The organism is Microcoleus anatoxicus, assembly GCF_042465725.1.
Taxonomy (GTDB): domain Bacteria; phylum Cyanobacteriota; class Cyanobacteriia; order Cyanobacteriales; family Microcoleaceae; genus Microcoleus; species Microcoleus anatoxicus.
Genome location: NZ_CP120853.1, coordinates 2,798,972 through 2,822,388, shown reverse-complemented (window position 1 = coordinate 2,822,388; position 23,417 = coordinate 2,798,972). Strand labels below are relative to the sequence as shown.

Sequence of the window (23,417 nt, the reverse complement as noted above, 5' to 3'; positions counted from 1 at the left end):
GAATAAACCCGGTTTCTGAATGCCCACAAAATTATTTATATATTACAATCAAAGCCATTTGCCGCCACGAAAACGCCAGTAGGGAAACAAAATTAGGAGTTAATGTAATAGTCGATCGCCCAATCACAAATAAAAAGGTGAAAAATTAATTTTTCACCTTTTAACTCTCGACTCTCGACTCTCAACTTGCCCGCTACCGAACAAACTTCTTGAAGGCCAGCGTCACGTTGTGGCCACCAAATCCAAAGGAATTCGACAGCGCCACATCAACTTTTAGATCGCGACTGTGATGTGGAACATAGTCCAAATCGCACTCTGGATCGGGATTTTCCAGATTGATTGTCGGCGGAATTTTGTCCTTGGCGATCGCCATTACCGCAGCTACCGCCTCAATTCCCCCTGAACCACCCAAAAGATGACCGGTCATTGACTTGGTAGAACTAATAGCTACTTTGTAAGCATGGTCTCCCAAGGTCTTTTTGATTGCCTTGGTTTCGGTAGAATCGTTGGGAAGAGTGCTAGTACCGTGAGCATTGATATAGCTCACCATATCTGGTGTCAAACCCCCATCCTTGAGGGCTAAAGCCATGGCTCGCGACGCACCGTTACCCCCCGGTACTGGGGAAGTCATGTGGTAGGCATCGCAAGTTAAGCCGTAGCCGACGATTTCTGCGTAAATTCTGGCTCCACGGGCGATCGCATATTCCATTTCTTCGAGAATTAGAATGCCAGAACCTTCGCCGACGACAAAACCGTCCCGATCGCGATCGAACGGACGACAAGCATGAATCGGGTCATCATTGCGAGTCGAAAGCGCCCTCGCCGCAGCAAAACCCGCCACGCACAAAGGTGTCACCGCAGCTTCCGTACCGCCACAAATCATGGCTTGGGCGTAACCCCCCTGCACGAGGCGAAACGCATCGCCCACCGCATTTGACCCCGCAGCACAAGCCGTCACTGTACAAGAGTTCGGCCCCTTAGCGCCCGTTTGAATTGCCGTCAGGCCAGCAGCCATATTCGCAATCATCATCGGAATCATAAACGGGCTGCATCGATCGGGGCCGCGATTCAGATAAATCTCTTGCTGGTCTTCTAAAACCTTCAGCCCGCCAATGCCAGTGCCAAGAATGACACCCACCTGTTCTGCGTTCAGGTCATTAATCTCAAACTTCGCATCAGCCAGAGCCTGTTTGCTAGCTGACACTCCAAACTGAGCAAAGCGATCCATCCGCTTTGCTTCCTTGCGCTCTAAATAGTCGTGAGGATCGTAACCCTTCACCTCTGCGGCAAAGCGACAGTCGTGCCGCGACGAGTCGAATAAGGTGATCGGGCCTATACCATTCTTCCCGGCAAGCAACCCGTCCCAATACTCGGACAAAGTATTACCGATCGGTGTAATCGCGCCGAGACCCGTAATAACAACGCGCTTACGCTCTAAATTTGTCATGATTTCAGTTTCAAAAAAATTAAACACCCAGAACGCAGAACAAAAGAGGAGTTTTCAGTTGTCTAACTTGTCTCCTCTTAGGGGAAAAGGCTGGTATTTTATGCTTTTGGAGCGGCAAGTTTGCTGCTGATGAAGTCTACAGAGGCTTGAACCGTAGTAATTCCTTCGGCTGCCTCGTCTGGAATTTCAATATCAAACTCTTCTTCCAAAGCCATTACCAACTCTACTGTGTCTAAGGAGTCTGCTCCTAAATCGTTAGCAAAGCTGGCTTCTGGCTTGACTTCATCCGGATCGACTTCCAGTTGCTCTGCCACGATTTTCTTGACTTTAGCAAAAATGTCCTCTTGACTCATACCATCATTTCCTCATTGGTTGCTGCGTATCTGATCTTATCCGAAAGGGGGATCTTCAGGAAAAAGGCTTGCCGCTTTTCTAACTGACACTGTGTGTAGAGAGTCGGCAGTGGGCATTGGTAGCAAATTCAGGACTGTGGCGGGGGTGCGATCGCTATTTTAAGACTGCGATCTAGATCCAACTTTAACTTGCAGAAACTCAGATTGCCAACAACTCGACTAGCCGATCGGGTTACTCAACCTTAATAATTGTCTAAAACTAGGTAAGGATATGGAGAACACCAACTAAGCAGGAAGCATCCCAACTTCGTTAGCGCAGCCCTCGAAGAGGATCGCTCTCCTTTGTTGTCCCTTGCCTTGTTGTACCCAGCAGAAACAATTATGCCATCTCAAAATCTCAAATATGCTTACTTTCCCGGTTGCGTCGCCCAAGGGGCCGCCCGCGAACTTTACCAGTCTACCCAAGCACTGACTCAAGCCTTGGGCATCGAACTGGTGGAACTCAAAAAAGCTTCCTGCTGCGGTTCTGGCACTTTTAAGGAAGATTCGCAGTTGCTGGAAGATACTGTCAATGCTCGCAATATTGCATTGGCTGAGCAACTGAATCTGCCTTTACTCACCCATTGCAGCACTTGTCAAGGGGTAATTGGTCATGTGGACGATCGCCTCAAGCAATCCCAAAAAACCGATCCCAACTACCTAGAACAAGTCAATGGTTTACTGCAAAAACAAGGCTGTTCGCCATATCAAGGCAGTACCGAGGTGAAACATCTGCTGTGGGCGATCGTTGCCGACTACGGTTTGGAGGAAGTGCAAAAGCGAGTCACTCGCAAACTTTCGGGTTTGAAGTGCGCCGCTTTTTACGGCTGTTATTTGCTGCGAGCTCAGGACCATCTAATTTATGATGACCCGCACCAACCGGAATCGATGGAAAATGTGTTTCGGGCGATCGGGGCAACTCCAGTTTACTATCGAGGACGGACGCAATGCTGCGGCTGGCCCCTAGCGAGTTATGCCACTAACCAATCATTTCAGATGGCTGGCAAACATATTGTAGATGCTCTTGACAACGGTGCCGATTGTATGGTAACACCTTGTCCGCTTTGTCACTTAAATTTGGATTCGCGACAGCCCGAAGTGGAGAAAGTAATCGGGCGCAAGTTAGGTTTGCCGGTGTTGCATTTACCGCAATTGGTGGCTTTGGCCTTGGGTGTTGAACCGAAAAAACTAGGGCTGGACAGACATATTGTTTCCACAAAGCCCCTGTTGGAAAAATTAGGCTTTTAGTCTATGAATTTGCTCAGGTTTGTAGTAAGGACTTTAGTCCTTTCTAACACTGAACATCAAATAACTGTGAAGTTTTGTCGCTTTTTCGCCAAGTGCTTCCAGGCACTGCGGTAGACTTACTTTTAATTCTCTGTGCAGGTTATAGCGGTGGCCTCAAGCCGTCAAATCTTTTAACTCGCAGAGTCCGCAAATTTTTAGTGACTCGTTGGGAGCCTTTATTCAATGTCTCATTCAGTCAAAATCTACGATACCTGCATCGGCTGCACTCAATGCGTCCGCGCTTGTCCGACTGACGTTTTGGAGATGGTGCCCTGGGATGGCTGCAAAGCAGCTCAGATTGCCTCATCTCCCCGCACAGAAGACTGTGTAGGCTGCAAGCGTTGCGAAACTGCTTGCCCTACCGATTTTCTCAGCATCCGGGTTTACCTGGGAGCAGAAACAACTCGCAGTATGGGTCTAGCTTACTAAAATTCGATCGACAGCGATCGAACTACAAACACCGGAGAGGGGGCGATGACATTGCTCCCTCTCTTTTGCTGTGGGATCTACATTCTGCCCCAGTTAGAAGCTATAGCAACAGCAAGCAGAGCAATGTGAAAATACAGCGATATAGCCTTTCGAGCTCTCATAGGAGGTACAATCGAGCATTGGTAATTGGTAATTGGTAATTGGTAATTGGCTATGAGAAAAGTCACTAACAAGTAACCACTAACAATTCGCCATTCGCCATGGACACTCCCCTGTACCTCATTAATAATATTTTTTATTTTGTATTACCATAAAAAACCATAATATTGATACCGTTCAATGCACAGTAATTAATAATTAATCTAGTGGTTTGATTAATCGAATCCGGCAAATCCCTTCCATCTTGGTCTTCAAGGGACGGGGTTTCCGCTTCCCGTGCTATCTTGATAAAAATTGGTTTTGACTTACGATCGCTAAGCAGGAGTACCTCAAATGTGCGGAATCGTTGGCTATATCGGCACCCAAGCAGCAAGCGAGATTTTGCTAGCAGGATTAGAGAAACTGGAATATCGGGGTTACGATTCAGCGGGCCTCGCTACCATCTGGGAAGGGAAAATTACTTGCCTCCGGGCCAAGGGTAAATTGCACAACCTGCGGGAAAAACTAGCAGAGATAGAATCTCCAGCTTCCATTGGTATCGGACACACTCGCTGGGCAACTCACGGTAAGCCAGAAGAATATAACGCTCACCCTCACATGGATAATAGCGGGAGAGTTGCAGTAGTTCAAAATGGCATTGTCGAAAATTATCGCGAATTGCGGGAAGAATTAAAAGCGAAGGGACATAAATTTGTTTCCGATACGGATACAGAAGTTATTCCTCATTTAATTTCTGAATTATTGGCTGAATTCACAAGGAATAAGTCAGAAGCCGATGCCGAAATTTCATTTTTAGAAGTCGTTTTAAAGGCTGTAAATAGATTAGAAGGAGCCTTTGCAATCGCGGCGATATGTGCAGATTTTCCAGACGAATTAATTGTCGCCAGACAGCAAGCTCCTTTGGTAATTGGCTTTGGTGCTGGCGAATTTTTCTGCGCTTCAGACACCCCCGCATTAGTGTCTCATACCCGCGCTGTTTTGTCTCTGGAAAATGGAGAAGCAGCCAGACTAACTCCCATGGGAGTTGAAGTTTACAGCTTTGCAGGGCAAAGGCTGAAAAAAAGCCCGCGCATCCTGGGGTGGAGTCCAGTTTCCGTCGAGAAACAGGGCTTCAAACACTTCATGCACAAGGAAATTTACGAACAGCCCGCCGTAGTCAGAGCTTGTTTAGAGACGTATTTAGACAACAAATGGAACCCTGAAAGTCAAGACTCTCCGATTAATCTCAACTTGCCAAAGGAGCTTTGTGCCGATGTCGAACAAATTTCGATCTTAGCCTGTGGAACGAGCTGGCACGCCTCCCTAATTGGCAAATATTTGTTGGAACAGTTAGCGAATATTCCTACTTCGGTGCAGTACGCTTCCGAATATCGTTATGCACCGGCACCGCTGACAGCCAATACTTTAATTATTGGGGTAACACAGTCTGGAGAAACGGCAGATACACTGGCTGCTTTGGGAATGGAACAACAGCGTCGAGCGGGTTTGACTGATAAATTTCGGGCGAGAATGTTAGGCATTACTAACAGGACAGAAAGCTCGATCGCCCACATGATACCACACATTATTAACACCCACGCTGGTATCGAAGTTGGGGTGGCTGCTACCAAAACTTTTGTCACTCAGTTGATGGCTTTCTATTTCTTAGCCTTGGATTTGGCACATCAACGACAGACTATAAGTAACGAAAGATTGGCAGAAATCCTGCTTGGTTTGCGCCAGTTGCCTGCTATAATTGAAAAGTTTTTGGAGATTCAGGAACAGTATGTGGAGGAATTATCCCACCAGTTTACTGAAACCCAAGATTTTATCTTTTTGGGACGGGGAATTAACTTTCCCATTGCTTTGGAAGGGGCTTTGAAACTGAAGGAAATTAGTTACATTCATGCCGAAGGATATCCGGCGGGTGAGATGAAACATGGCCCGATCGCCCTTTTGGATGCCAAAGTGCCTGTAGTGGCGATCGCCATGCCCGGAAGCGTCTACGAAAAGGTACTTTCCAACGCTCAGGAAGCGAAAGCCAGAGATGCCCGTTTAATTGGCGTTACCCCTAAGCAAGGTGCGGCGGAAGCGGATATTTTCGATCATGTTTTGCCCGTACCTTTTGTAGATGAATTATTGTCACCAATTGTTACGGTAATTCCCCTACAACTGTTGGCTTATCATATTGCGGCGCGACGGGGTTTGGATGTGGATCAGCCTCGGAATTTGGCGAAGTCAGTGACGGTGGAATAATGTCAGTTGACTGTTGACTGTTGACTGTTGGCAGTTGATAGTTGACAGTTGATAGTTGACAGTTGACTGTTCACTGTTGACTGTTGTTATCGGTTATTTGTTATCGGTTATTTGTTATTTGTTTCCCAGTCTATGCCTCCGATGCCCGATGCCCAATGTCCAATGCCCAATGCCCTATTCCCGATGCCCAATGCCCTATTCCCTATTCCCTATTCCCGATGCCCGATTTCCGATTCCGCAAATCGCGGCTAATAGTAGCCAGCTTATAGTATTAACTCGCAAATCAAACAATGTTACATCTACAGTATTAAACAAAGTACAGGCGGCGAAAGCTAATAAATAACTGAAGAAGATGAGCCGATCGCCTGAATTTACATCTTGAGAAATTACCCGATTTGTGATATTAGACATTGAATTTTCCTCTATCTGCTGCTGTTGAGTATCTACAGGAAAATGCGATCGCCAATTTAGCAACAGCAAAACACCCCTAGCCAAAATCCACCCAACTAAACCCAAAAAAAACAGCGTTACTGGTATTCCCGTTTCCGCAGTCAGCATCAGTATCAAACTGTGAGGATGACCAAGCCATTCGTGCATTTGAGCTTCATAGAGATCCGTAAAATTTCGCAATCCCCAACCAGTCCAAGGACGCTGCTGAGTCATCGACCAAGCAAATTGCCATTGAGTAGTTCTTAAAGTCGCTGTCGGTCGATTGGGAAACATCTCATCGGTGAGTCTCGCCCAGAAAAAAGCCGGGATAATTGTTCGTAAATATTGTCGCAAAGGTTGCGGACCAAAAGCGGACAAAAAAACTGCACCAACAGCACTAAAAACCGCAGCTAATATTTTTTTCCAACCTGCATAAACAGCAAAAGCCACAGCAGCCAAAACGGCCAATCCCCAAGCATTACGAGAATTAGTAAAAATCAAGCAAACAGCATTTCCTAGGACGGCAAAAGTTAAAAACAGGAATGGGGAATGGGGAATGGGGAATGGGGAATGGGGAATTGGGAATGGGGAATTGGGAATGGGGAATGGGGAATTGGGAATGGGGAATTGGGAATTGGGAATTGGGAATTGGGAATTGGGAATGGGGAATTGGGAATTGGGAATTGGCAGTTCATTACTTGTTTCCCTTATCCTTCTTCCTTCTTCCTGAAGCGGTTCCTGAGCCCTTCGGCTGCGTTTATCCTGAGCGTAGTCGAAGGGCTCAGGATAAACGCAGTCGTTGGGCCTTCTTCCTTCAATACACAATCCCAAACCTAAAATAAAAACAATAGTTAGATAACAAGCTAAAATATTGGCATACATAAATACAGAAGCCATCCTACCAGGAGGATTGCCTGTGGGTTCGAGTACCCAGCCAAAAACGGGCTGTAATTGAACAATGCCACTCCAACCTAAAAATTGCTGTCCGAAACCCAAAATTATGACGGGAATTGAACTAATTACTATTATCCAAGACAATTGCCGCAATTGAGTGGGAGTTTGAATTAAACGACTGAATGCCACAAAAAGTATAAAAAACGGCAAGAAATTACCCAACCCTAAAAAAGCCTTGATGTGGTTGTTAGCAAAAACCGCCGTGATGACTAGCAACACGCTGAGAATTGCAAAACCTCGATTCACCGGGTGAGTGCTAATTTGGCTAAATTTTTGTTGGGAACAAGTGCCGATTAATCCCAGGAAGATTCCTAAAGCTCCCAAAATCGGAATTACCGGAAAAATCAGCACTCCCAATTGAGCGAAATTCCAGGGGGTTTGCAAACTGCGATCGGGATGTTTTTGAAGTCGAGATTTGAGATTTTCTACTGTCAGTTTTACGCCTAATTTTAACCGTTTTTTGCTATTCACCGACACTCCTAGTCTAAAATCTACAATCTCAAATCTTTAGGCTAATTCCCAGGTGCATTCCGATCGCGTTAAGCGAATTTGAGCCAAGGCAAAAATGGTAGGAATAATCCGACTATAATTAGTTGAAATCGAGCGCCAGCCTAAATCAGCTAAAAACCACGTCCACAACACCGGGCCGAGAAATGAAAACACACTCCGCGTCACACCGTAACGAGCAGCACTTGTCGCCATAGAGCGTCGGGCAGTCTGAATGGCGACATAATTTTGAAACTGGGTTGCTGCGGCTGTTCCACCGGCGATCGCTGCTTGTTTTGCCATTTCATAGGTGGCAAAGTGCAGTGCAAATTGATGGGCCATGAGTTTGAGTAAAACTGGTTTGACGATGGAACTAACAGCTAAAGCGCTGCCACCTTTGAACAGTAAACCCAAGGGGTCTTTTTCCGCAGAAATTGGCAGAGGTTCCGAGAGTTTAGACTCGACAATTGCTCGCTGTACTCGTACAGTCAATGCTTGTTTTTCTTGGGAAGGTAACTGCTTCCATGCGCGGCCCATTAAGTGCAAAAATACTTCTGCTTCTAAGTCGGTTGTTGACAACTGTTTGGGATAGGGAATTTTGAGATAGCGACAAACTTGAATTAGGGCTTGTCTGTAAGTTACTTGTTCAGTCCGCCCTCTGAGTACCGTCAATCCGTCGGCTGAGAGGTAGCGAAACCGTTGTTCTACGGCATCTAGCCAAGCTTCGCGATCGCGACTTTGGACATCGATCGGTGCTGGGGTTTGCACGTAATCTAAAGGGTTAAACCTGCGGCTGAACAGGAGTTCTGTCAGTTGTTGCAATTCTTCTTCTGTAGCCAATTCTAGCGCTGCTCTGAGTTCGTCCAAGATTTTTGCCCTCCCTTATGGGATTTTAGATTTGAGATTTGGGATTGCTGTTGTTTGACAACGATCGGGTTGGGAAATTTGCCTACAGTGGCATTTTTTTTTAACTGGTCTTAATCACGGATTCGTGCTGTCCTTAATTCTACTACTTGGTGCGGGGCGATGGCGGGGAGCCGCCCTAGCTAGGACTGTCAACGCTTGGCCACAAGTGGAAATATGGCACAGAAACTTCCCCCAGAGCCTTTAAGCTGATAAGTGGACATCTGGTAAAAAGCTAGTCTTGGGTGGGCCCAATGCCTATCCCACAAGAGTTTTTGGAGATGTCTAAGGACTATTGAGTATAGAGTATTGACTAATTATGTTTGATGTTGCGGTGATTGGTGCTGGTATGGCGGGGCTGAGTTGCGCTCAACAGTTGCGCTTGGCTGGTTATTCTGTGGTGGTTGTGGAAAAATCTCGCGGTGTGGGCGGCAGAGTTGCTACTCGTCGTGTTAACGGTACTAGGGCCGATCATGGGGCTCGCTATCTGGAATCCCAGGGGGATGCGGTGCAGGGGTTAATTGATGTTTTGGTCGATCGCGATATCCTGAAACTGTGGACTGATACTGTTGGGGAATTTCGAGAGGGAGAAAATGGAGTCGGGGGAGAGGTTTTTTCGATTCCCAGGGACTGTTATGTTGCACCTGCGGGAATGAATGCTGTAGGTAAGTACCTGGCTGAGGGTTTAGAAATTTGGTCAGGGCGTCGCGTAGAAGCTATTTCTAGTACAGATAACCAAATGTGGCATCTTTCTCTAGAAGTTACTGATGACAATTTTAACAAGCCTCAAGAATTGATTGCTAAGGCGATCGTAGTCGCAATTCCTGCACCCCAAGCTTTACTGTTTTTAAAGGCAGACCAGGGATTTTCGCCAGATTTTCTTGACAAATTGCACTCGGTTAATTATGACGCTTGCATTACGGTTATGGCTGGCTATTCTGCGGAACGCCAACCAGATTTGAGTAATCTAAATTACCCGTGGAAAACTGTTGATTTTCGAGATAATTCTGATTTAGCTTGGATTGGTTTTGATAGTAGCAAGCGACTGGAATCGCCTCAGCCCGTGTTTGTGGTTCACAGTAGTGCCAGTTTTGCCGATCGCTATTTTGATGCTACGGATTTGCCTAGTGTGGGTCAACAATTGCTCGATCGCACTTCTGAATATTTGATGCCTTGGCTAAAAGAGCCTGAATGGTTGCAGGTTCACCGTTGGCGCTATGCTTTTTGTAGAAATCCTTTGCCTGTTTCTTGTTTGGCTGCTGAGGGAACTTTACCCTTAGTTTGTGCAGGGGATTTGTGCGGGGGAAATCAAATTGAAGGTGCTTTGCGATCGGGTTTGGCCGCCGCTAATTGGGTCAAATCATAAGAAAAGGATGGGAGTGTCGAAACGAGCGTGTCTTCAGACCTGAGAGGAAACACGACACAGGGGAATTTATTCCCCTTGAAATATTAGTTTACTAAATGATGTGGATCTTCAATATATTTTTTAACAGTTTCGCTGCTGATATTACCAGCACTGCTAACAAAATAACTACTTGTCCACAAGCTAGGTAATTTTAGCAAGTGTGGAAATTATTTTCTCAATAAATTACTAGACCTACCCTTAAATGCTTTACATGATTATGGGTTCTGTATTCTGGTAGAGGGAGCATATTTATTTAATTTGGGGTTGACAGAATCACTATAGTTGATTACCATAAAGAGGTCAAGAAAATCGTGATATTCGAATTAATGGCTAAAATAATAGGAGTGCAGCAAATCTTGTTGTCTCTAGATCCAGAAACCCGTGCGTTGATAGAATATCTTTGTCAACAATCAGGTAAATTGTACAATACAGGGATTTATTTCGCTCGTCAAACATTATTTAAGACAGGTAAATTATTAACGGGAAAGTTTGATTTAGCATTTGAACCATCGGTATCAAAATCTTTGTTGGCACAATCAATGCCATCAACACCGATGCAGCAGACCTTAATGTCGGTAACAGAAGCATTCAAATCTTTCAAGAATTTGAGAGATTTACATAAAAAAGGTCAATTACATTTTCGACCCAAACCTCCTGGTTATCTCAATGGTTCTAAACTATTCAAAGTTGCTTACCCTAATTCTGGGGGACAAAAGCCAACGTTAATTAACGGTCTACTTAGGTTTGCCCTGGGACTAACAGTTAAAAGATGGTTTGGGGTATCTGAATTTTTCTTGCCTATGCCATCAAATCTTGATTATTGTAAGGTTAAAGAATTTACTATTCTTCCTAAGAATGGTGCTTTTTATTTAGAAATGTCTTATGAAGCAGAGAAACAAAACCATGAATTAGATATCAACCAAGCGTTGTCTATTGACCTGGGAACTGCCGATAATTTAGCAGCTTGTGTTGATACCTTGGGAAATTCTTTTTTAGTTGATGCTAGAGTGATGAAAGCTAGGAATCAACTTTGGAACAAAAAAGTATCAACTCGTAAAGAAGGTAAGCCTCAAGGATATTGGGATAATTGGTTAGATCGTGTAACCCGTAAACGCAATCACCAAATGCGTGATGGGATTAATAAAGCAGCCAAACTAATTGTTAGCCACTGTCTTAAATATGGTATTGGAACCTTGGTGATGGGTTGGAATGAAGGGTTTAAAATTAATGCTAATTTGGGTAATTTGAATAATCAAAAGTTTGTTCAAATGCCTTTAGGTAAACTAAAATCCCGCGTCAAACAACTTGGTAATTTACACGGGATTAAATTTGTTGAAACTGAGGAAGCCTACACTTCAAAAGCTAGTTTCTTGGATGGAGACTCCCTACCCAAATACGGTGAAAAACCGATGGGGTGGAAAGCATCTGGAAACAGAATTAAGCGTGGACTTTATTGGACTGCTGATGGTTTTGTTGTTAATGCTGACCTGAATGGGGCAGCCAATATTTTAAGAAAAGTATCGGGAAGATTAGGTTTGTCGCTCGATCAACTCAGTAGACGATCTTTGGCAATCGTAGCGAGAATTAGATTAAACTAATTCTGTCCGCAGAATCTCAGCGTCTTCAGACCTGAGAGTGTCAATGATTAATCAGATAAAAGTCGATCGCGGGCAAGAGTAAAGTCACAAAATAGTAAACTAACGGTGCTGTAAAAACATAACTGTCAGTGCGATCGAGAATGCCACCGTGACCGGGGATCAACTGCCCCGAATCCTTAACACCGGCATCTCGTTTCATCATCGACTCAGTTAAATCCCCCAACAAACTGGCAACACCAATCAACAGACCAAAAGCAGCCCCAGTATAGGGCCAGCCAGGCCAATTCAAATACCAAGACCCGGCGGCAGCGACTGCTATACTGCCACAAACTCCAAACACGGCACCTTCAACCGTCTTTTTCGGGCTGATGTGGGAGAGGGTAGTGCGGCCGAAGAATTTGCCGACAAAATAAGCGCCAATGTCCGCGGCCCAGATGCAAAGGAAAGCCAGAAATAGGGAAGTTAGTCCTAAGGAGATATGACTGATATCCATCCAAGACTGGGGATAAATTTGAGTTAGCGAATTGCTGGCGACTGCTTGACCAAATCCAGTTGTAGCTTGATAAACTGGGTCAAGTCCGACTCGCAGCCGTATCCAATAGCTGGGCAAATAACCGCCGTAGAACAATCCTAAAATTGAAGCGGCAATATCGGCGATCGTCGATAGCTTAGGCTGGAACAGCAGGTAGAAGCAGATGAAGGTTCCCGCTAGGGGAAACATAGCATCTACCAGTTGCGGTGCAAGGGCGGCCGTAATTAGCAGAACTTGACTGACAACTAAGGTAGTTTTGGCAGCAGGTGCAATACCCTTAGCCCTGGCTAGTTGAAAATATTCTAGTTGACCTAGGTAGACGATGATCCCGAAGCCGACGGTGAAGTACCATCCGCCCAATATAATCATGCCCAAAGCAAGGACGATCGCAACTATTCCACTGAGGATACGAGACCACGGCATAAAATGAAATTCTCTTGCAGACGGGGGCGGGTGATTCGATTTTGGATTTTGGATTTTAGATTTTGGATTTTTGTAGGGCACGGGTTCTTCCCCCATCAGTCATCCAAATATCTCAAGTCACGCGGTCAATCGAGTTATGTTTGCCCTTAATCTTAGTATGAAGGTTAACGGGACTTAAAAAAGGTTAAGAATTACATTTAGTCATTAGTCATTAGTCCTTAGTCATTAGTCCTTAGTCCTTAGTCCTTAGTCATTAGTCCTTAGTCCTTAGTCATTAGTCCTTAGTCCTTAGTCCTTAGTCCTTAGTCATTAGCTAGAGGCCGGGAAGCCCCACGCCATCAGCTGTAAACCCTCTCGAAGGTTAGGTATTGCCTGGCAATCTTGGAGTTCTATCAAGGCTACAGAAAGCCGTCGCATTTATGCCTAGGGTTGTTTACCCTGATGACTGATGACTGCTGACTACTGACTAATCTAGCTTTTCGCCACTGAGAATAAATATGGGATTGACAGCGGCAAAGGTTTGACTTAGCCCACGAGTCTCTAGGCGGTTGACGGCGGACTGAACTACTTCAATGTTGCGGACTTGCAATTGGGCGAAGCTTTCGGAAAGGGCGTAAAGATTCTCTAAATTGCTGGCGGTGGCGACAATTCGACCCTGGGGTTGCAAGTACCCCCAGACTTCTTGGACAATGGCTTTAATGGGGCGGCCTCCTTCTATGCAAACTCGGTGGGGGGGGTGGGACAGATTTTTGAGGCATTCCGGGGCGCTACCTTCTATGACTTCGACGTTGTTGAGCTCGAAGCGATCGCAATTTCTGCGAATCAAATTGGCCACCTCTTCATCTCTTTCGATGGCGATAATTTGACCTTTGGGACATAACAAACCTGTTTCTACGGCGATCGTACCAGTACCTGCGCCAATGTCCCAAACCACTGAGTCTGCTTGTAGCCGTAGGTAAGAAATTAACAGCAGTCGGACTTCTCGTTTACTCATGGGAATACCCGGTAAACGTTCAAATAAATCGTCTGGGATACCAGGAGTGACGTAGGGCCAAAGCATAGTTGTTCTATTTGAGATTTTAAATTCCAGCCAGACCGCAGTGGGAAATGAGGAACCTTTAAAAATTCTCCCCATTTCGCCCAGCCTTAATATTTACTTTCGCACAACGTTGAGACTTTGGAGGTGGGTATCGCTGCAACCTGTGATTTTGCCACCCGCGGAGTGGATTTGTTTGAGGTATTCCAGGGCTTTTTGGGTAATGATTTCACCGGGCATCAACACAGGTATGCCTGGGGGATAAGGACAGATTAGTTCGGCACTGAGTCGATCGACTGCTTTGTCTGCTGCTACTGTTTCCGTTGGGCAAAAGAAGGCCTCGCGAGGGGAGAGTGGAGGAGGGGGAAAGTGGGGGAGTGGGAGAGTGGGGGATGGGGAGAGTGGGGGATGAGAAAAATCTTGTTTCTTCCTTCCCCCATTCTCCCCTTGGGAACCACGAGGGAGGGGTAGTTCTTCCTTCTCCTTCCTTCCAGCTAAAAAAGTACAAGCTTTAACTAAATTGTCAATATCTGATTCGGTATTTCCCAAGCTGATAATAAATGTGAGATGTTGTGGCATTGGCAATTCTGCGGTAACGCCAAGTTGAGAGTGCAGAATTTCATCTGCTGCAAATCCTGTGATTCCCAAGTCAGATACTTTTACTGTCAGTCGCGTGCGGTCTAAATCGACAAAACCGGGTGTATTTAATGCTTCTAAAACTGATATACCTGGAATTTTACTGATTGCAGATCGCGCTTTTTCTGCTAGTAGTAAAGTTTGGGTCATCAACTGTTTGCCGTGGAGGGCAATTTGTTGGCGGGCGGAGTCTAGGGATGCTAATAATATGTAACTCGGACTGGTGGATTGTACTAACTGTAAAGCTCGATTTAATTTGGGGATATCTACCCTAGAACCCTTGACATGGAGCATTGAGGCTTGTGTCATTGCACCGAGAGTTTTGTGGATTGATTGTACTGTTAAATCAGCACAGGCTGATAGTGCTGGTTCTGGCAAGTTGGGATGAAAGTTGAAGTGGGCTCCGTGGGCTTCATCTACTAATAATGGTATGTTGTATTGATGGGTAATTTTGGCGATCGCCCGCAAATCTCCACAGACGCCGTGATAGGTTGGGTAAAGCACCATGACTGCTTTGGCATCGGGATGTTGTGTTAATGCTGCTGCGGTGGCTTCTGGGGTGATGCAGTTGGCAATATCCCAATCCGAGTTGTACTCTGGATTGACAAAAATGGGAATTGCACCGGATAAAATCAAACCAGAAATTAACGATTGATGGATGTTTCGAGGTAGGATAATTTTATCTCCTGGGCCGCAAGTTGCGACAATTGCCGCGATGATTCCGCAAGTCGAACCGTTTGCTAAAAACCAAGTATGTTCGGCCCCAAATGCCTCAGCAGCTAAATTTTGAGCTTCTGCAATTACGCCCTCTGGGTTAAAGAGATTATCTAATTCTGGTAATTCGGGGAGGTCCGATCGAAATACTTGTGGCCCTAATAACTCAACTAACCGCCCTGAGATTCCTTGACCGCCTTTGTGTCCGGGGGCGTAAAATGGGGAGTGATGGTGATTTGTGCGATCGCGCAAAGCATCTAATAAAGGCGTGTTTGTTTGAGAGTTCATCCGTGATTTGTTTCATCCTGAGTTGATTATTTGAGAGTGGCTGGAGTTTTGGCTAGGCTGTGTGCAATTTTTGGGAATTTATCGGCAACGACTGTTAATAATTCTCTCTTTGAATCGCCGAATCAAGTGACAGCTACAGCCTCACCCAAAGGATGTTCCTGCAAAACAACTTGCAGATATTTCCCAGTATAAGAACGAGGATTAGCCGCCACGTCCTCCGGCGTTCCAGCCACAATTATCTCACCTCCCTTATCTCCCCCTTCCGGCCCCAAATCGATCGCCCAATCGCAGCACCGAATCACATCCAAATTGTGTTCAATCACCAAAATGGAATTCCCCTTATCCACCAATCTTTGTAACACATTTAACAAATGATGAACGTCATAGAACGACAAACCAGTCGTCGGTTCATCTATCAAATAAAGCGTCTTCCCAGTAGCGCGACGGGACAATTCCGTTGCCAATTTCACCCGCTGTGCTTCGCCCCCAGAAAGGGTCGGTGCGGGTTGTCCCAACTGAATGTAACCCAAGCCAACATCAGCCAAAGTTTGCAGTCTAGCCCCCGCCCTAGGAATGTTTTTAAACATTTCCAAAGCTTCCTCCACAGTCATGTTCAAAACATCAGAAATTGACTTGCCTTTATACTTCACTTGCAGGGTTTCCCGGTTGTAGCGCGCCCCTTTACAAACCTCACACTGCACGTAAACATCGGGCAGAAAATTCATCGAAATGACGTTAACACCTTGACCGCTGCAAGCTTCACACCTGCCTCCTTTTACGTTGAAAGAAAACTGTCCGGCTTTGTAACCTCTGGTTTTAGCTTCAATGCTTTCGGAAAACAAATCTCGAATCACATCAAAGACTCCCGTGTAAGTGGCGGGATTGGAACGTGGTGTACGACCGATGGGAGATTGATCGATGACAATTACCTTATCAACTACATCTTCTATGGAGCGTTCACCTTTTGTTTTGAGCGCGTCCATATCTGGTGGTAAAGGAACTTTTTTGGTGAGGTAGTGTTGTAAGGAAGGATACAGCAATTCATTGATTAATGTAGATTTTCCAGAGCCTGAAACTCCCGTAACACAGACCAGTTTGCCCAGGGGAATTTCTACATTAATATTTCTTAAATTATTGCGCCTCGCATTGGTGATGGAGAGGGATTTGCCATTGCCTTTTCTCCTTTGGGCTGGGGTTTCAATTACTCGCTTTCCTGACAGATAAGCACCAGTTAAGGATTCTTCAGCGGCTAGCAAGTCTGCTAAACTTCCTTGGGATATAATTTTGCCGCCGTGTACGCCGGCGCCCGGTCCGATATCCACAATGTGATCTGCCGATCGCATTGTTTCTTCATCATGCTCTACGACAATCAAAGTATTGCCTAAATCTCGTAACTTTGTTAAAGTTTGCAGCAGTCGAAAATTGTCTCTTTGGTGCAAACCAATGCTGGGTTCGTCCAAAACATAAAGCACTCCAGTCAAACCGGAACCGATTTGAGTAGCTAGTCGAATTCGCTGGGCTTCCCCACCAGAAAGGGTCATTGCTGCGCGGTCTAAAGTCAAATAATCTAATCCGACATCAAGCAAAAATTGCAGTCTGGCTTTGATTTCTCTGAGGGCTAAATCGGATATTTGAAATTGCCGATCGCTCAATCCTAAATTATCTACTCGTTCCCGGCATTCCCGAATCGAAATACTGGTTAAATCTACAATGCCGTACTGTCCCAACCGCACTGAAAGTGCTTCTGGTTTCAAGCGTTTACCCTGACAAACATGGCAATGTTTATCAACGCGATACTGTTCCAACTTCTGCTTAATCAAATCAGAACCAGTATCTTCATACTGGCGTTGCAACATGGCAATTACACCTTTAAAATCTCTTCTTAAATCGCTGGAATTGGGGTCGCGTTTCTTATTTTCTCTTGTTTGATTTTCCTCATTGCCATACAAAAGTACCCGCTGGTGTTCCGGCCTTAAACGATACCAAGGAATGTCAATATTAAATCCGCAAGCATCAGCAACACTGCAAAGTAAAGAGAGATAATAGGAATTGTCTTTGTCAGACCAAGGGGCGATCGCACAATAAATAGGCGCTTTCGCATCCGGGACTACCAACTCTGGCGCAAAGGTGCGTAAACTGCCCAAACCGTGACAGTTTGGACACGCACCATAGGGCGAATTAAATGAAAATAACCGGGGCGACAGTTCTTCCATTACTGCGCCGTGTTCCGGGCACGCAAAGTTTTCGGAAAATACGATGGGTGGATTTGGTTCGGAATTTTCCTCTGCTGGTAACTCTTCTATGATGGCAATTCCTTCTGAATGACGCAGACAAGTCGAGAGAGAATCAACTAAACGTTCTTCTAAACCAGGTTTTTTAATTAACCTGTCAATAACTATTTCGATGTTGTGCGTTAGATTTTTATCTAATTCGATATTTTCCGAAAGTTCTAAAATCTCGCCGTTAACTTTGACTCGACTAAATCCTTCTGTGGCTAAACTGGATAATAATTTGCGGTGAGTGCCTTTTTTTCCGCGTACCACGGGCGCGAGAAGGTGAAAGCGAGTACCGTCAGGAAGGGCCATGACGCGATCGCACATTTCATCTATTGTCTGTGGCGCAATGCAGCGATCGCAAATCGGACAGTGGGGTTCGCCAGCTCTGCCGTAGAGTAGTCTCAGGTAATCATAAATTTCTGTAACAGTGCCCACAGTCGATCGCGGGTTGTGGGAAGTTGACTTTTGGTCGATCGAGATAGCCGGACTCAAGCCCTCAATCGCGTCCACATCCGGCTTATCCAACTGTCCCAAAAACTGTCGCGCGTAGGCGCTGAGAGACTCCACGTAGCGGCGCTGTCCCTCGGCAAAAATTGTATCGAAAGCCAGGGAAGACTTACCAGAACCGGAGACACCCGTAAACACGATCAGGCGATCGCGCGGCAGTTCCAAATCGATATTCTTGAGGTTGTGCTGTCTGGCACCGCGAACCCGAATCGTATTTTGGTTATGAGAGTTAGGAGTCGTCAGATTATGCCCGTTGAGGGATGCACTTGGCTGGCTGTTTGAGGTTTCGGGGCGTTGGGACATGGGAGTAGTGCAAAACAGTGCTTAACTATCTTAGCGCTGCCTTTGGAATAGCTGGCATCCAAACTCAAGAATATCAAATAATTGTCAAATAAGTTTCCGTCGCCCCGTGGGGCTAAACCTGGAATCTTTGATTTTTCAAATCCAGTTCCATATTCTGTACGAATTAAAAATTATCCTTGGTCTTCCTAGGTGATATCAAATCCTTTCTTCATCGTCTTGTATTAAACTCTCTCTTCTCTTCCTTCGCGTCCTTAGCGCCTTCGCGGTTAAATCATTCCGATACAACCGGAATTGATAGGAGATGCTGGGAACTATGGCACGCCAATAAATTTATGAATTTGCAAAGATAACCTGTAACGAGGATTTTGTTTGAGCAATTCCAATATAATCGGAATAGCTGCATCTTTAGAGTTCCATTCCGGTTGTATAAAAACTGGAATATCAACATTGATTGCCAAATATTTCTGATAAAATTCAACTTCTTTACCAGTGCTAACCACCAATTTAATTTCATTAGCTCTACTCCAAAAAAGCTCTTGTACGGGATATTTAGGACTGACGTGTTCTTTAGGAGAAAGAGTAATCCAAGCCTGGGGTGAAACATCTAGCCAGTAAGCACCAGAAGTTTCAATACTCACTTGCTTATCGGCTGCTAACAAAGCTTGTACTAACTGAGGTAAATCCCGGTGAATGAAAGGCTCACCGCCAGTGATTACAACTCTTTTTGACTGCAACTGAGCGAGCAATTGGGCGATCGACTGTGGTACTGCGGGTAAATCTTTGCCACCATTAGAGTAACCAGTATCGCACCAAGGACACCTCACAGGGCAACCGGCTAATCTGATAAAATCAACTAAAGTCCCCGTCCAGTATCCCTCGCCTTGAACGGTAGACTGAAAAGTTTCGTGAATTGGCAATTTTACCTGTAAATTAGACACCAGAATTTCTGCCTCAAACCAATTAATTATGTTATTTAAATATAGTATTTAACTACCAGACGCTGACCGATAGGGCGGTACAGCGGTGGTAGTTCAATTCTTTTGAGGTTCCATCATCGTAGCCCAGCGGCGTTTCAATGCCAAAGTCAGTCCATCAGCAATCGGGACAACACTGAGAGTTACTCTGGGATCGTTACGCAATTTGTCGTTGAAAGTACGAAGGGCTAGGGTACTTTGGTCTTGTACTTGAGGATCTGCCACTCGTCCAGACCACAGAACATTGTCAATTACAATTAAACCGCCATTGCGTACCAGTTGGAGCGATCGCTCAAAATAACCCTCATAATTTTCTTTATCCGCATCAATGAAAGCAAAATCAAAAGTTCCTGTTTGTCCTTCGGCGATGAGCTTATCGAGAGTATGAATTGCCGGACCCAAGTGTAAAGCAATCTTGTGGGCGACACCCGCTGCTTCCCAATAGCGACGCGCGATCGCAGTATATCCTTCACTGACATCGCAAGCAACAATTTTCCCGTTTGAAGGCAGTGCTAAAGCTACGCACAGGGAGCTATATCCCGTAAAAACCCCAATTTCTAAGGTTTTTGTCGCTCCCATCAGTTGCACCAGCATCTCCATAAACTGACCTTGTTCAGGAGCGATTTGCATCATACCCATAGGGTGTTTAGCAGTTTCTTCTCGCAGTTGCTGAAGAATATCTGGCTCCCGCAGGGAAATAGATAATAGATAATCGTAAAGTTGATTTTCTAGACCAAGAGTTGAGTTCGCCATCGGTTTGTCCTTGCTGCTGACTTTTGATTTTAAGTAGTAGACGGCCAGATATTTACATGAAGACGCTAGAGTCAATTGTAGATGCTGTGCGTCCAGGACTGAGTTAGAGACACGGAACTCGCTGAACGGGCGATCGCCATCCAAATCAGTTTATCTCAGCCCTAAGTGATTCTGCTGGTATCTGAGACTTCTCCAAACAAACAGTCAAAAACAGGCTCTGGAGGTGTGTTCCAGAGGAATTAGGAAGCTTTCCTAACTGTCACACCCTTTTTACATACCAAAAGCCCCTACGTAATGGCTAGCCATCAAGTTGAATAGGAAGCTTTCCTAACTGTCACACTGTTTTCACCTACTCCTGCAAACCCGCACACAATCAAAAAAACATTCCACAAAGGCGATCGCAATGTATTACACTTTCGCAGGTTTTGGTGCCAGCACAGGCATATTTTTACTATTAGTTTTTGCCATTCTGCAATGGTTGCACATCCCCGCCGGCAGCTTCATTGATTGGGTAATTGCCATTGCTATTTTTGAATGGCTATTGTTGATAGTTACAGTTCCGTGGAATATCCACTTTGAAGCTAAAGAAGTTTTAGCCCAAGCCACAGAATCCACCGAAAAAGGCATCGTAGTTGACGAGAAACAAGTCAAATACGTTACTGTATTAGTTAGTCGATCGCTCCTGGTGGCCATCGGACTGCACCTGTTGAGTGCGATCGCCCTTTACGCCCTCGCAGCCACCGGAATTAGCGCCATTGGCTATCTCAGTTCCGGTGCTGCACTGCTGTTAACTATACTGCGTCCAGCGATTAGAGGTTATCAATATTTAGCAGCGCGGCTGACAATGATTCGCCGTCAATTTTTGCACCCGCGCGAAGACATTCTCGAACTCCGCAGCCGATTCGCCAACTTAGAATCTACCATTAAAAATTTAGAAGCTCAATTAAACTCTGACGATCCGAATTCTTGGGTAGCTATCCAAGAGCGAAAGCAGGAAGCTACCAAAAGAGACTTAACTCGACTAGCAGCATCTCTCCAAAACTTGACGGCTACCAATGAGGCAGAACATACTAAACTGGCAAGAGATGCAGAAAGTGCGATCGCGCAACTCACCGATGACGGAAAATTCCTCAACCACGTCCGCGAAATCATCAGATTCTTCAAAGAAGCGTAAACTTCTGAGCGCTAGCTATTCCATTCCCCATAGGTATCAACTTAAGACGAAAACCATTGATAAATCTGGTTCAGTTGTGAGCGATGCAGTCGAATAAAATCACCTCGATTGAGAGTCAAAACTGCTCGCTCATTACTCACTGCAAAAGCCAATACATCCTCATCAGGAATTCCTAATCCTGCGTTTCCGGCTTCTTGAACTGTTAAAACATCGTGACCTAAAGGTCGAAGAAACTCAACTACTGGCAACGGATACTGTTCGTCTGCATAAATTCGTGCCATGTTTTAGGCTTCCTCATTTTCTTTAATTGCTTGTTCAATTTCGTCTGGGTAAGCATCGGCATAAGCCCAAGCATTAACTAAATCAGCGGCAGTCAAATGGGGATAGAACTTCAAAAGTTCAGCATCGCTGCATCCGAGACGGCGATAACCCACAAGTACCCAAACTTGTATGCGAGTATTGCCAACACAGGCATCGTCGCCACACACGCCGGGAGTCTTTTTAATGCCTATAGCACCAGTGCTTAAGGTTTGAAGTAAAATTTCTATAGCCGCTGCTTTGTCGGCTGAATTTAAGGATGCTAGATCGATTTTTAATTCGGTGAGTGTCATTATTTACTATCCCATTTTTACAGATAGAATATCCTAGCTAAATTATAACGGAATAAGATTTACATAAGGCCCAGAAACCGGTTTTTTTACGAAGATACTTGGTTTCTGTCCACAGATTCGATAAAAGTGAGTCCACAAAATCTCGATCCCCCCTAGCCCCCCTTAAGAAGGGGGGGACAAGAGAGCAGTCAAAGTCCCCCTTCTTAAGGGGGATTTAGGGGGATCTAGACTTGGCTACCAGCGAGAGATCGAGAGGCTTTTAATCTTAACTTGTCACCTCTCGATACTCCCATCTCCTTACCCGTAGCTACGACTTCAAAAAAATGGTATACTTTCATGTTAATCTCCTATCTGGAAAACAACACATCACTACTGTTGTAGAAATTATTCATTTACTCCCTTATTCCCTAAAACAATCAGCAAAATCTATGAAATTTCGCTCTTGCTGGCTAATTTTTTTCCTCATCGGACTGTCCTTAACAAGTTGCTCCCAGCCGAAGTCATCTCAAGAAATTGCTGAAACAGTTAACAAGAGCCTCGTGCTGATTTACTACGAAAATCAAGGCGGACACGGTACCGGGTTTATTGTACCGGGAAAAAAGGGAGTTTGCACTGTTCTTACCGCCGGTCATGTGGTTAAAGGCTATAGTTTAAAACTGCAAACTTATCAGGATAAACAAAGTCATACAACTGACAGCATTCAAACAAGTCCTACTTACGATTTAGCAGTGGTGACATTTAAGTCTGCTGGGGAAAATTGTCCTTATCAAAGTGTCAATCTTGGCGATTCTAACGAGCTGAAAGTAGGACATAAAATCTATATTTCTGGTTTTCCTGTTCTTCAAAATGAAGATTTAGCGCCGGAATTTTTGGAAGGTTCAGTATCGAGGATTAATGTTGTGTTGACGGAGGGATATGGAATTAACTATACAGCTCAAGTTTCGGTTGGGATAAGTGGTGCGCCTGTTTTAGATGCTAGCGGTAAAGTGGTTGCAGTTCACGGGCAGGCGAAGGATAAATTGCCGAGGGGAATTCCGATTAAAACTTATCTGGCAAATCGGACAAATCTAAATCTAAATCCAACTCAGTCCCCCGGGACGGAATCCTTCGGAAATCCAATCCGGCAGTCCCCCGGTTCTAAGCCGAATCCGCTTCTCGGAAATCCAATCCGGCAGTCCCCCGGTTCTAAGCCGAGTCCGGGAGTAGCGTCGCCAAGGGCGCTGAATAGCAGGTTGAAGCAGTGGTATAAGAGTTGGTTGTCGAGGACGCCAAGTGACGAGGCAGTTCTGGTTTGGTGTGGTGTGTACTTCATGGGGGGTACTGGTTTACTTGTGGGTGTTGTGGTTATTGCGGAGGGAGTGTTGGGGGAGCGTTGGAGTTTCGTTGGGTTGTTAGGGGGGCTTGGGGTTTTTGTTTTGGTTTTTTTGTGGGTGTGGAGTTTAGTTTGAGGTTGTAACCCAACCTAC

Annotated in this window: 18 protein-coding genes and 2 pseudogenes; 7 read left to right on the top strand and 13 right to left on the bottom strand. The window is 45.3% G+C overall.

From position 1 onward, the window contains the following. Positions 1–193: 193 nt before the first annotated feature. Together fabF and acpP are read right to left on the bottom strand one after the other, a co-directional pair. The gene (gene fabF / locus P2A85_RS12290) at positions 194–1,447 is read right to left on the bottom strand and encodes a beta-ketoacyl-ACP synthase II (protein ID WP_377480308.1); all 1,254 of its coding nucleotides are present in this window, start codon (positions 1,445–1,447) and stop codon (positions 194–196) included. 98 nt (positions 1,448–1,545) lie between these two features. Further along, positions 1,546–1,800 (bottom strand): acyl carrier protein, encoded by a 255-nt coding sequence (gene acpP / locus P2A85_RS12285; protein WP_377480305.1) that lies wholly within the window; start codon positions 1,798–1,800, stop codon positions 1,546–1,548. A 381-nt stretch (positions 1,801–2,181) separates the two neighbouring features. On the opposite strand from acpP, the gene P2A85_RS12280 reads away from it, so the two are divergent. The 3 genes from P2A85_RS12280 (at position 2,182) to glmS (ending at position 5,949) form a co-directional block, all read left to right on the top strand. Next, a complete protein-coding gene (locus P2A85_RS12280; RefSeq protein WP_377480303.1) occupies positions 2,182–3,087 on the top strand; it encodes a CoB--CoM heterodisulfide reductase iron-sulfur subunit B family protein in 906 nt (301 codons plus the stop codon). 222 nt (positions 3,088–3,309) lie between these two features. Further along, on the top strand, positions 3,310–3,555 hold the full coding sequence (gene psaC, locus P2A85_RS12275; protein WP_015175986.1) for a photosystem I iron-sulfur center protein PsaC: 246 nt from the start codon (positions 3,310–3,312) through the stop codon (positions 3,553–3,555). Positions 3,556–4,047: 492 nt separating this feature from the next. Further along, a complete protein-coding gene (gene glmS / locus P2A85_RS12270; protein ID WP_377480299.1) occupies positions 4,048–5,949 on the top strand; it encodes a glutamine--fructose-6-phosphate transaminase (isomerizing) in 1,902 nt (633 codons plus the stop codon). 195 nt (positions 5,950–6,144) lie between these two features. Here glmS and P2A85_RS12265 read toward each other — a convergent pair whose 3' ends face one another. Both P2A85_RS12265 and P2A85_RS12260 read right to left on the bottom strand, forming a co-directional pair. After that, on the bottom strand, positions 6,145–7,803 hold the full coding sequence (locus P2A85_RS12265) for an O-antigen ligase family protein (RefSeq protein ID WP_377480297.1): 1,659 nt from the start codon (positions 7,801–7,803) through the stop codon (positions 6,145–6,147). Positions 7,804–7,839: 36 nt separating this feature from the next. Beyond that, on the bottom strand, positions 7,840–8,685 hold the full coding sequence (locus P2A85_RS12260) for a hypothetical protein (RefSeq protein WP_341734206.1): 846 nt from the start codon (positions 8,683–8,685) through the stop codon (positions 7,840–7,842). A gap of 355 nt (positions 8,686–9,040) precedes the next feature. Between P2A85_RS12260 and P2A85_RS12255 the strand changes: the two genes are divergently transcribed. Further along, positions 9,041–10,087 (top strand): NAD(P)/FAD-dependent oxidoreductase, encoded by a 1,047-nt coding sequence (locus P2A85_RS12255; protein ID WP_377480294.1) that lies wholly within the window; start codon positions 9,041–9,043, stop codon positions 10,085–10,087. An 83-nt stretch (positions 10,088–10,170) separates the two neighbouring features. Here P2A85_RS12255 and P2A85_RS12250 read toward each other — a convergent pair. Further along, positions 10,171–10,329, bottom strand: a pseudogene (locus P2A85_RS12250) (transposase); the annotation flags it as partial. Between the two features lie 123 nt (positions 10,330–10,452). Here P2A85_RS12250 and P2A85_RS12245 point away from each other — a divergent pair. Next, a complete protein-coding gene (locus tag P2A85_RS12245; RefSeq protein WP_377480291.1) occupies positions 10,453–11,724 on the top strand; it encodes an RNA-guided endonuclease InsQ/TnpB family protein in 1,272 nt (423 codons plus the stop codon). A gap of 40 nt (positions 11,725–11,764) precedes the next feature. On the opposite strand, the gene P2A85_RS12240 is transcribed toward P2A85_RS12245, so the two are convergent. The 6 genes from P2A85_RS12240 to P2A85_RS12215 all read right to left on the bottom strand — a co-directional run bounded on the left by P2A85_RS12240 (position 11,765) and on the right by P2A85_RS12215 (position 20,166). Then, positions 11,765–12,679: a phosphatidate cytidylyltransferase gene (locus P2A85_RS12240; protein ID WP_377480289.1), complete on the bottom strand. Its 915-nt coding sequence runs from the start codon at positions 12,677–12,679 to the stop codon at positions 11,765–11,767. A 466-nt stretch (positions 12,680–13,145) separates the two neighbouring features. Continuing rightward, positions 13,146–13,739 (bottom strand): precorrin-6Y C5,15-methyltransferase subunit CbiT, encoded by a 594-nt coding sequence (cbiT, locus tag P2A85_RS12235; protein WP_377480286.1) that lies wholly within the window; start codon positions 13,737–13,739, stop codon positions 13,146–13,148. 93 nt (positions 13,740–13,832) lie between these two features. Beyond that, on the bottom strand, positions 13,833–15,353 hold the full coding sequence (locus P2A85_RS12230) for an aminotransferase class I/II-fold pyridoxal phosphate-dependent enzyme (protein WP_377480283.1): 1,521 nt from the start codon (positions 15,351–15,353) through the stop codon (positions 13,833–13,835). Positions 15,354–15,475: 122 nt separating this feature from the next. Next, a complete protein-coding gene (gene uvrA, locus P2A85_RS12225; RefSeq protein WP_377480280.1) occupies positions 15,476–18,439 on the bottom strand; it encodes an excinuclease ABC subunit UvrA in 2,964 nt (987 codons plus the stop codon). Between the two features lie 311 nt (positions 18,440–18,750). Then, positions 18,751–19,377, bottom strand: coding sequence for a 7-carboxy-7-deazaguanine synthase QueE (locus P2A85_RS12220; RefSeq protein WP_377480277.1), 627 nt, complete (start codon positions 19,375–19,377; stop codon positions 18,751–18,753). 93 nt (positions 19,378–19,470) lie between these two features. Continuing rightward, on the bottom strand, positions 19,471–20,166 hold the full coding sequence (locus P2A85_RS12215; protein WP_377480274.1) for a class I SAM-dependent methyltransferase: 696 nt from the start codon (positions 20,164–20,166) through the stop codon (positions 19,471–19,473). 403 nt (positions 20,167–20,569) lie between these two features. Between P2A85_RS12215 and P2A85_RS12210 the strand changes: the two genes are divergently transcribed. Next, complete coding sequence (locus tag P2A85_RS12210) at positions 20,570–21,340, top strand: hypothetical protein (protein ID WP_377480271.1); 771 nt, start codon at positions 20,570–20,572, stop codon at positions 21,338–21,340. A 68-nt stretch (positions 21,341–21,408) separates the two neighbouring features. On the opposite strand, the pseudogene P2A85_RS12205 reads toward P2A85_RS12210, so the two are convergent. Both P2A85_RS12205 and P2A85_RS12200 read right to left on the bottom strand, forming a co-directional pair. Then, positions 21,409–21,621, bottom strand: a pseudogene (locus P2A85_RS12205) (DUF5615 family PIN-like protein); the annotation flags it as partial. A 3-nt stretch (positions 21,622–21,624) separates the two neighbouring features. Then, positions 21,625–21,951: a DUF433 domain-containing protein gene (locus P2A85_RS12200; RefSeq protein ID WP_377480268.1), complete on the bottom strand. Its 327-nt coding sequence runs from the start codon at positions 21,949–21,951 to the stop codon at positions 21,625–21,627. Positions 21,952–22,379: 428 nt separating this feature from the next. Between P2A85_RS12200 and P2A85_RS12195 the strand changes: the two genes are divergently transcribed. Then, positions 22,380–23,399 (top strand): trypsin-like peptidase domain-containing protein, encoded by a 1,020-nt coding sequence (locus P2A85_RS12195; RefSeq protein ID WP_377480265.1) that lies wholly within the window; start codon positions 22,380–22,382, stop codon positions 23,397–23,399. Positions 23,400–23,417 lie beyond the last annotated feature (18 nt).